Source organism: Stenotrophomonas sp. STEN018, from assembly GCF_056760235.1.
On sequence record NZ_JBRREK010000095.1, the window covers coordinates 1 to 9,051 of the forward strand.

The following is a 9,051-nucleotide window of genomic DNA, read 5'->3' on the forward strand; positions in this document are numbered from 1 at the left end:
CGCTCCTAACCGTTTTTTTTTTTTCTATCCCCCCCCCCGCCCGCGCCCGCCCGCGCCTACTGCGCCCCCCCCCGCCCCCGCCCCCCCCCCCCACTACAGATCAGGCTTGCCCGGTAAAGCCCCAGCCGAGCATGGCTCGGCTCTACCGGTGGGGTCTCAGGCCTTCATGCTGCCGGTGTCGATATAACGCTGATGCCAGGACAGGGCTTCCGGCAGCAGGTGCGGCGTGTGCTTGCCGTAGCTGTCGCGGCAGGCGCGGTCGAAGTAGTCGTTGAGCTGGTCGCGGTAATCCGGGTGCGCACAGTTGTCGATCACCTGACGCGCACGTGCACGCGGTGGCAGGCCGCGCAGATCGGCCAGTCCCTGCTCGGTGACGATGATCGAGACATCGTGCTCGGTGTGATCGACGTGGCTGACCATCGGCACGATCGCCGAGATCGAACCGCCCTTGGCCATCGAAGGGCTCAGGAAGCTGGACAGGAAGCCGTTGCGGGTGAAGTCACCCGAACCACCGATGCCGTTCATGATGCGGCTGCCCATTACATGGGTGGAATTGACGTTGCCGTACAGGTCGGTTTCGATCATGCCATTCATGCCGATGCAGCCGAGGCGACGCACCAGCTCCGGATGGTTGGAGATCTCCTGGGTGCGCATGATGATGCGTTCGCGGTAGAACTTGATGTTGCGCTTGAACTCCTCGTTCGCCTCCGGACTCAGCGCAAAACCCGTACACGAGGCGTACTCGAGCACGCCGGACTTGAGCAGATCCAGCATGCCGTCCTGGATCACCTCGGTGAACGAGGTCAGCCCGCGCAGGCCGCTTTCAGCCAAGCCTGCAAGTACCGCGTTCGGAATATTGCCCACGCCCGACTGCAGCGGCAGCAGGTTGGCTGGCAGGCGGCCCTTGGCCACTTCGTGTTTGAGGAATTCGATCAGGTAGCCGGCAATCTGGCGGCTGTCTTCATCGATCGGCTTGAACGGGCTGTTGCGGTCGGGCCCATTGGTGCGCACCACCGCGACGATCTTGTCCGGGTCCACGCTGAGCGTGGCCTGGCCGATGCGATCGTTGGCGTGGATCAGCGGGATCGGCTTGCGGTGCGGTGGCAGCGCGGTGCCGTAATAGATGTCATGCATGCCCTCGATATCCGCGGGCTGCCATTCGTTGACCTCGATGATCACTTTCTTGGCCAGGTCCAGCCAGGTCTTGTTGTTGCCGACCGAGGTGGAGGGCACCAGCGAACCGTCTGCATGGATGGCCGAGACTTCGATCACCGCGGTATCGATCTCACCGTAGAAGCCAAACCACACATGCTGGGCGACGTGGGAAAGATGGATGTCGATGTAGTCCAGCGTGCCTTCGTTGATGCGCTTGCGCGCGTCCGGGTCGGTCTGGAACGGCATGCGCATGGCGATGGCATCGGCCTTGGCCAGCGCGCCATCCAGTTCCGGTGCGGTCGAGGCGCCGGTCATCAGCTTGATCTTGAACGGCTGGCCGGCGGCGTGCACCTCTTCAATGCGCTGCGCCAGTGCCAGCGGCACCGCCTTGGGATAGCCGGAACCGGTGAAGCCACTCATGGCCACGGTTTCGCCGGGCTGGATGAAGGCCGCGGCTTGTTCGGCGGAAACGATGCGGTCGCGCAGGCGCGGGTCCAAAATGCGTTCGACAGACATGACGACTACGGTTTGTTGGGGGGATGGCTGATTATCGCCCTTCGGCGTGAACAGGGGGGTTGGACCTTGGTGGAATGGTCATTACGGGTTTGGTGCTCTTGTACTGCCCAGTATTGTTTTGCAGTGCAGCGTGCAAGTTGTTTGCGCACCCGGCAGGATCGCCCTGCATCCCGACGTGGGGGAGGGAGCAAGGCCCGCTGACAGTTCGCTGTCAGCGGGCTTTTTTATTGCCTGATCGCCGGAGATGGCGACTTCTGGGCCGCAGATGCCAGAATCGCGGAATGAACCAAATCGCCCCCGCAGCACCTGAATCTGTTCAACCTGTAATCGAACGCGCCTTGGCCCGGCTCAAGCTGGCCGCTCCCGATCCGGCGCAATGGCCGCCATCAGAGGCCTTCGAGGCTGGTTTGCGGCAGCTGGCGGTTACCAGCGATTTCGCCATCGATACCCTGTGCCGGCAGCCGGAGCTGCTGCAGCTGCTGGCTCAGGCCGATCCAGCTCCCTTGCCGTTGCCCGTGCTGGACCCGCTGCAACCCACGGCCTGGCCAACCCAGCTGCGTCGCTACCGTGCTGCGGCCTCGACCCGGCTGATCTGGCGCGATCTGCTCGAACTCGATGACGTCGATGCAACCTTGACTGGCGCCACCCGCCTGGCCGAGGAATGCCTGCAGTTGGGTCTGGAGGCGCTGGAGCAGGAGTTCGCCAGCCGCCACGGCGTGGTCCGCGATGCCGATGGCAGCGCGCAGCGGCTGGTGGTATTCGGGCTGGGCAAGCTCGGCGGCGGCGAGCTGAATTTTTCGTCGGACATCGATCTGGTCTACGCCTACCCGTATAACGGCGAGTCCGATGGCACGCGCCCGCTGGCTGCCGAGGAATATTTCGCGCGGCTCGGCCAGCGTCTGGCGCGGCTGCTGGACGAGACCACTGCGGAAGGCTTCAGCCACCGCGTCGATCTGCGCCTGCGCCCGTTCGGCACCGCTGGTCGAGTTGCCCTGTCCTTCGCCGGCATGGATCAATACTTCCAGCGCGAAGGCCGCGACTGGGAGCGCTACGCCTGGATCAAGGCGCGCGCGGTAGCCGGCGACATCGCCGCCGGCGAGGCCTGGCTGGAGACGCTGCGGCCCTTTGTCTACCGCCGCTACCTGGATTTCACCGCGCTCGATGGCCTGCGCGAGATGAAGGCGGCGATCACCGCTGAAGTTGCGCGCAAGGACCGCCTGGACGACATCAAACGCGGCCCCGGCGGCATCCGCGAGATCGAATTCCTGGCCCAAGCGCTGCAGCTGATCCGCGGCGGCCGCGAGGCGGCGCTGCGCGAGCGGCGCCTGCTGCCGGCGCTGCGCGCGCTGGTCGAAGGTGGGCAGATGGCAGCCAGCGATGGCGATGACCTGATCCAGGCCTATCGCTTCCTGCGCCGCGTCGAGAACCGCCTGCAGATGCTGCGCGACGCGCAGACCCATTGCCTGCCCAATGACGCGCTGGATCGCAGCCGCATCGCGCTCGGCCTCGGCTACGCCGATTGGGATGCCTTGCTTGCAGCCTTGAACCAACAGCGCGAACGCGTCAGCGTTGAATTCGGTGCATTGCTTGCACCGCGCCAAGGCCAGGCTGCGCCGGATGTGTTGTCCAGCTATTGGCGGGTATTGCCGGGCGGCGGTAGCGCCGAGGTGCTGGCCGAGGCCGGCTTCGCCGACGCCAATGGTGCTGATCAGTCACTGCGTGAGTTCGCCCAGTCGCTGGGCGTGAAATCGTTGTCTGATAGCGCCCGCGCGCGGCTTGATCGGGTGCTGCCGGCGCTGCTGCATGCGGCTACACGCTCGCCGCAGCCTGACGCTGCGTTGCGGCGCGTGCTCGGCCTGCTGCAGGCCATCCTGCGCCGCACCAGCTATCTGGCATTGCTGGACGAACAACCCAGCGCCTTGACTCGATTGGTCAATGTGCTGGCACGCAGTGCGCTGCTGTCCGAGCGACTGGTGGCGTTCCCGCTGCTGCTCGACGAATTGCTGGATACGCGCGTGGCAGGGCCGATGCCCGGCGCGCAGGAAATGCAGGATGCCTGTGCCAGCGCCTTGCAGATCGATGATCCGGAAGCTGCGCTGCGCGCGCTCAATGAAGTGCGGCTCGCGCTGAGCTTCCGTATGGCTTTGGCCTTCCACGACGGCCGCCAGCGAGCGGTCGACTGTACGCAGCAACTGGCGCAGCTGGCCGATGCGGTGGTGGTAACGGTGCTGCAGATGGCACATGCAGACATGCTGCAGGCACACGGCGAAGTGCCGGGCGGGCGCTTTGCGATCATCGGCTACGGCAGCTTGGGCGGCGTTGAGTTGGGCTTCGGTTCGGACCTGGATCTGGTGTTCCTGTACGACAGCCCGGCGGGCAGCGAAGGCAGCGACGGCCTGCGTCCCTTGGACAGCGGCCGTTGGTTTGCCCGTCTGGCGCAGAAAGTGATGGCCCTGCTCGGCGCGGTAACTGCCGCCGGCCGCCTGTACGACATCGACGTGCGTCTGCGCCCGGACGGGGGCAAGGGCGCGCTGGTGTCCTCGTTGGCCAGCTATACCGAATACCAGCGCGAACGCGCCTGGACCTGGGAACATCAGGCGCTGGTACGCGCGCGCGGCGTGGCCGGTGATGCATCCTTGCTGTCCGACTTCGAACAGGTACGCGCCGACACCTTGAGCCGCGCACGTGACCGCGACACCTTGTTCGGCGATGTACTGAAAATGCGTGCACGCATGCGTGCCGAACTGGACCGTAGTGATGCCGGACGGCTGGACTTGAAGCAGGGCGCAGGCGGCTTGGTGGATCTGGAGTTCGTGCTGCAGACCGGCGTGCTGTCGCAGGCACAGCACCATCGCGCGCTGTGTGCGCCCAGGGAAACGCCGTTGTTGATTTCAGCGTTGGCGACCGCGGGCTGGTTGCCGGACGATACCGCGGCAGCGCTGCACGCTGCGCATGCGACCTTGCTGGACGTGGGCTTGAGCTGCACCCTGGACCGACGCCCGCGTATTGCCATCCCCACGCCCGAGATCGAAGCGGCGTGTGCGGCGATCAGTGCCGCGGCAATCGCACAGGGCCTGCCGTTCGAGCCGGGCAAGTACGCGGAGTGATGTTGGAGAACAGCCCGGTTTCGTCCGGGCTGCAGTGCTTAGCGGGTAGTGCCGCGCAGCGGCGCCATCTTCCACAGCAGGGCGCGGAACGGTGCCAACAGGCACACGCCGATGGCCAGCTTTACTGCCAGGTCGCCAGCGGCCCAGCTGATCCATGGCAGCTGCGAGCCGGCAAAGGCGATCGACCAGAAGATCGCGGTATCCACGGTGGCGCTGCAGGTGGTGGCCACCATCGGCGCACGCCACCAGTTGCCAGCACGCAGGCGGTCGAACACGGTGATGTCCAGCAGCTGCGCAACGATGAAGGCCGAGCAGGAGGCCACCGCGATACGCGGCGTGGCGATCCATACCGACAACACCACCGCTACCGCGAAGCCGGCCCAGGCCACGCGGCGTGCCGCCTGCGGGCCGAAGCGACGATTGATCAGATTGCTGACCAGGAACGCGATCGGATAGCTGAAAGCACCCCAGGTGAGCCAATCATTGATCGGGTACTGCACCAGTACATTGGAGCCCAGCACCACGGCACCCATTGCCAGCACGGCCAGCAATAGTGAGGTTGGGGTCAACGGAGCGAAGCGGATGGACGGATGTGAGGACATGAACGGGCACAGACAGCGCCGTTGGGCACTGCATCGACAAAAGGGAAGGGGCCGTGCCCTGGAGGGCAGGTCGGTGGGCATTGTAGCCCGGGTCGGTCTGGAGGGATGTCAACGGCTGCAGGAGTGCACGCTGCCTGCGATCAAGAGATCTGAAGCCCCTCTCCCGCTTGCGGGGTGAGAAGGGCTGCTTGCGAACCAAAGGTTCGCAGCCATTCGAACGACCTTGCGCCAGCGCAAGGGCCGGGGCGCGGAGCGGGGGTTGGGGTGAGGGCAGCTTCTGCTTGTGCTGCTGGCTTTGCTTGCGTTTGAGCTTCAAAAGACCAAAGCCAAAGCCCCCTCATCCGCCCTTCGGGCACCTTCTCCCGCAAGCAGGAGAAGGGATGCTTCAGACATCTCTACGATCTGAAGCTTCAAAGCGCCGCAGCCTCAAAGCTTCCCGCTATGACTCACCGACGCAGCTTCAATCGCCGGCACAAAGGTCAGCACGGCGCCATCTTCCGCCCGCACCATCCAACCCGCACCCTGCGGGCTCGGCGTAAACGCAACGGTCTGCCCGAGCACGAAGTTGGATGCCGGGTTGTCCTCGCGTTGCGGCCAATGCAGAGATGCGGTGTTGGCTGCATCCAGTGGATCGGCCAACGCAACGCTGCGGCCGCCATCGGCGTCCTGGGTGATCGCTTCGACCTTCATGTCCGGCAGCGGGCCAACGCTGACGCGGCGCGCCTGGCCTTCACCCGATTTCGCCGATGCCGTCGACGACTTGTCGGCAGCCGATGCCACCAGCAGCAACGGTGCAGACACCAACATCGACGCGCCAACCGAGGTCATCAGGGTGCTGACCTCCGAACGGTTCAAGCCATCGCCGGCATGCGCGGGCGCAATCACCAACATGGCGCTGATGGCTGCGACGCAGGCCAGCTGCGAAAACATGAATTTCATAGGGAGTTCCTCAAGTACGGTGAATCAAAAATCAAAGCGTGCGGGTGCGACTTTCATCCGCCGCTTCGATGGTCGGTACGAATGCCAGCGCCGCGCCTTGCGGGTTGCGCAGCATCCAGCCCGCGCCCTGCGGGCTCGGCTGGAAGGCGATTTTTGCGCCCACGCTGAAACCCGCAGCTGGGTCATCCTCGCGCTTGGGCCATTGCAGGGTGGCGCGGTTCTCGACGTTGGCAGGGTCTTCCAGGGTGACGCGGCGGCCGCCATCGGCAGCGGTCTCCACCGATTTCACTTCCAGGTCCGGCAGCGGGCCGGCGCTGATGCGGCGTTTTTCCTCGCGGCGCTCGCTGGATTCCTTGGACATGTCGGCCGCGCCGCGTACGCCAGCGGCGGACAGGAAGATCGGCCCGGACACCACCATCACCACGCTGGAGCCTGTTATCAGCACAGAAGCCTGCGAACCATTGATTTCGCCGGCACGGGCCGCGCCTGATGTGAGTCCTGATCCCAGGCTGGCGGCGACGGCAAAGGCGAGGGCGCCGCTGTTGAACAGATGCTTCATGGGCTGGCTTCCTGTTGCTGCATGGGGTTTTGCACATTGTTGCCGGTCACCGCCGGCACGGGGGTTTGATGGGCAACGGCCAGTTCGCGTTCCAGCGCGCCGCTGCGGTGCAGGAAGTCGAATACCGATTCCACCGTCACCACCGAATAGTTGCCGGAGATGCGTTCACTGGCCGGGTGGTCGGTGACTGCCACGTTGTCGGCAAGGAAGCGCGCGCCCAGCCGCTTGCCGATGCCGATGTGCAGGCGAGAGGGCGTATAGCCCTTCTGCTTGAGCCAGGCCAAGGCGGTGTCGCGGTTGTCCAGCGCAGTGTCACCGGCAGCTTGTGCCATTGCCGCGGCGGTGACTTCCAGTATCCACTGGTTGGAATTCTGGTATTCGCTGCTGCCGGGGTAGGCCAGCATGCTGTAGCGCGGTTGATGCAGCGCACGTGCCTGTGGTGCAGCGCCGCTGAGCAGGGTTTTCAGCGCGGCGCGTACTTCTGGTGTGGGAATGCCAACCCGCAGGTCGGTGGTGATCGAGCTTTCGCCGACCAGATTGACCAGGCCTTCGCGGTACAGGTCCGAGCTGTCGCTCTTGCAGCGATTGAGCAGGTGCACCACGTCCCAGCTGCCGCTATCGTTGCGCACGAGGAAGGCCAGATGGCTGTGGCGCAACCCGTACTTGCTCAAGTCCTGGCCGCCGCGCGCGGCCAGCACCACGTCCACGTCGAGGAGCGCATCGAGTGTATCGGCGGTGACCGCAGCCATATCGAACATGGCGGCAATCGTGGTCGGCGGCGGATAGCGCGGGCTGCAGGCCTGCTGGGCGAATGCCGGGAGGGAAAGTGTGGCCAGGCCCAGTGAGGCTGCCAGCAGTAGTGTCGTGCGGGGTTTCATCGGCGCGCATCCTTGCATGGTGCTTGGGAAATATTCGTTAGGAGCTGGCGGCAGGCAAGGCGCGAGAACAAACGGTGCTCGCTTCGTTCGCCACCTGACGCTTGCATTGTGCGTGCACAAAGCTGGTCACCGCGAGTCTGGTAGGGCATACCCCTGAAGCAGGACCAACGAGCGCTATCAGCAACACCTGCTGAGTGCGTCATCCCCGGGTTGGCGCCTATTTGGACCTGTGGCGGGTCGGCCGGAGCTTGATATTGATTATTACAAGCTGGGCCTTGGGCAGCGGATAATGGGTGCATGTCACCTACCAAATCCCCTGTGCGTGCCATCGTCTGGATGCTGGCCGCCGTCGCTTTCTTCTCCTGCATGGACGCCGGCATGAAGATGCTGTCCAGCAGCTATCCCACCTTGCAGGTCACCATGCTGCGTGGCGCCGCCTCGTTGCCGTTTGTCCTTGTCTGGGTATTGGCCACGGCCGGTCCGCGCTCGATGATCCCGGTGCGCTGGGGCCTGCATCTGCTGCGCGGCGTGCTCGGCATGGTGATGATCGGCTGCTTCGTCTATGCGCTGCGCACCTTGTCGTTGTCCACGGCTTACACCATCTACTTTGTCGCGCCCTTGCTGGTGGCGGCACTGTCGGTGCCGCTGTTGGGTGAGCACGTGGGGCCGCGCCGTTGGGTGGCCATCGGCATCGGCCTGATCGGCGTGCTGGTGGTACTGCGCCCGGGCGTGGACGGCTTCATCTCGTTCCCAGGCCTGATGGTGCTGCTGGCAGCTACTGCCTATGCGATTGCCGCGGTCACGGTCAGCCTGCTGACCCGTACGGATACTCCGCAATCGATGGTGGTGTGGTTCCTGCTGATCATGGCCATTGGCGCCGGCTTGCTGGCCTGGCCGCAATGGCAGCCGCTGCAGTGGAAGCATGCGGCACTGATTGCCGGCATGGGCCTGGCCGGGGCCTTGGGCCAGATCGCGCTGACCCGGGCGTTCCAGCTGGGCCAGGCCTCGATGATCGCGCCGCTGGAGTACACCGGCCTGGTCTGGGTGATCGGCTGGGACGTGCTGCTATGGCAGAAGCTGCCCGACCGCTGGACCTGGATCGGCGCCAGCATCATCGTCGCCAGCGGCCTGTACCTGCTGCACCGCGAGCGCGTGAAGCGGACGCAGCGGCCGGATCAGATTGATCATCCCTGATCTGCTGCGGGGCAGTGGGGGGTGTTTGGTGGGGGGGGGGGGGGGGGGGGGGGGGGGGGGGGGGCGGGGGGGTGGGGGGGGGGGGGGGGGGGGGGGGGGGG

7 protein-coding genes are annotated in these 9,051 nt (G+C 65.1%); 2 read left to right on the forward strand and 5 right to left on the reverse strand.

Annotation, left to right across the window (positions count from 1 at the left end; genetic code table 11):
- Positions 1-156 precede the first annotated feature (156 nt).
- On the reverse strand, positions 157-1,671 hold the full coding sequence (locus ACVOMB_RS20160; protein WP_481532812.1) for an acetyl-CoA hydrolase/transferase family protein: 1,515 nt from the start codon (positions 1,669-1,671) through the stop codon (positions 157-159).
- A 281-nt stretch (positions 1,672-1,952) separates the two neighbouring features.
- On the opposite strand from ACVOMB_RS20160, the gene glnE reads away from it, so the two are divergent.
- The gene (gene glnE / locus ACVOMB_RS20165) at positions 1,953-4,778 is read left to right on the forward strand and encodes a bifunctional [glutamate--ammonia ligase]-adenylyl-L-tyrosine phosphorylase/[glutamate--ammonia-ligase] adenylyltransferase (RefSeq protein ID WP_481532813.1); all 2,826 of its coding nucleotides are present in this window, start codon (positions 1,953-1,955) and stop codon (positions 4,776-4,778) included.
- A 38-nt stretch (positions 4,779-4,816) separates the two neighbouring features.
- Here the strand turns inward: glnE and ACVOMB_RS20170 are convergent, their stop codons facing one another.
- From ACVOMB_RS20170 to ACVOMB_RS20185, 4 genes are all read right to left on the reverse strand, one after another.
- On the reverse strand, positions 4,817-5,380 hold the full coding sequence (locus ACVOMB_RS20170; protein ID WP_481532814.1) for a queuosine precursor transporter: 564 nt from the start codon (positions 5,378-5,380) through the stop codon (positions 4,817-4,819).
- Positions 5,381-5,806: 426 nt separating this feature from the next.
- Positions 5,807-6,319 carry a hypothetical protein gene (locus ACVOMB_RS20175; protein WP_481532815.1) on the reverse strand — a complete coding sequence of 171 codons (513 nt, stop codon included), beginning with the start codon at positions 6,317-6,319 and terminating at the stop codon, positions 5,807-5,809.
- 31 nt (positions 6,320-6,350) lie between these two features.
- Positions 6,351-6,878 carry a hypothetical protein gene (locus tag ACVOMB_RS20180; protein ID WP_481532816.1) on the reverse strand — a complete coding sequence of 176 codons (528 nt, stop codon included), beginning with the start codon at positions 6,876-6,878 and terminating at the stop codon, positions 6,351-6,353.
- Entirely contained in the window at positions 6,875-7,756 is an 882-nt protein-coding gene (locus ACVOMB_RS20185) for a DUF2145 domain-containing protein (protein WP_481532817.1), read from the reverse strand. Before ACVOMB_RS20185 ends, ACVOMB_RS20180 begins: the two co-directional genes overlap by 4 nt.
- 297 nt (positions 7,757-8,053) lie before the next feature.
- On the opposite strand from ACVOMB_RS20185, the gene ACVOMB_RS20190 reads away from it, so the two are divergent.
- Positions 8,054-8,950 carry a DMT family transporter gene (locus tag ACVOMB_RS20190; protein ID WP_481532818.1) on the forward strand — a complete coding sequence of 299 codons (897 nt, stop codon included), beginning with the start codon at positions 8,054-8,056 and terminating at the stop codon, positions 8,948-8,950.
- The last annotated feature ends 101 nt before the right edge of the window (positions 8,951-9,051 follow it).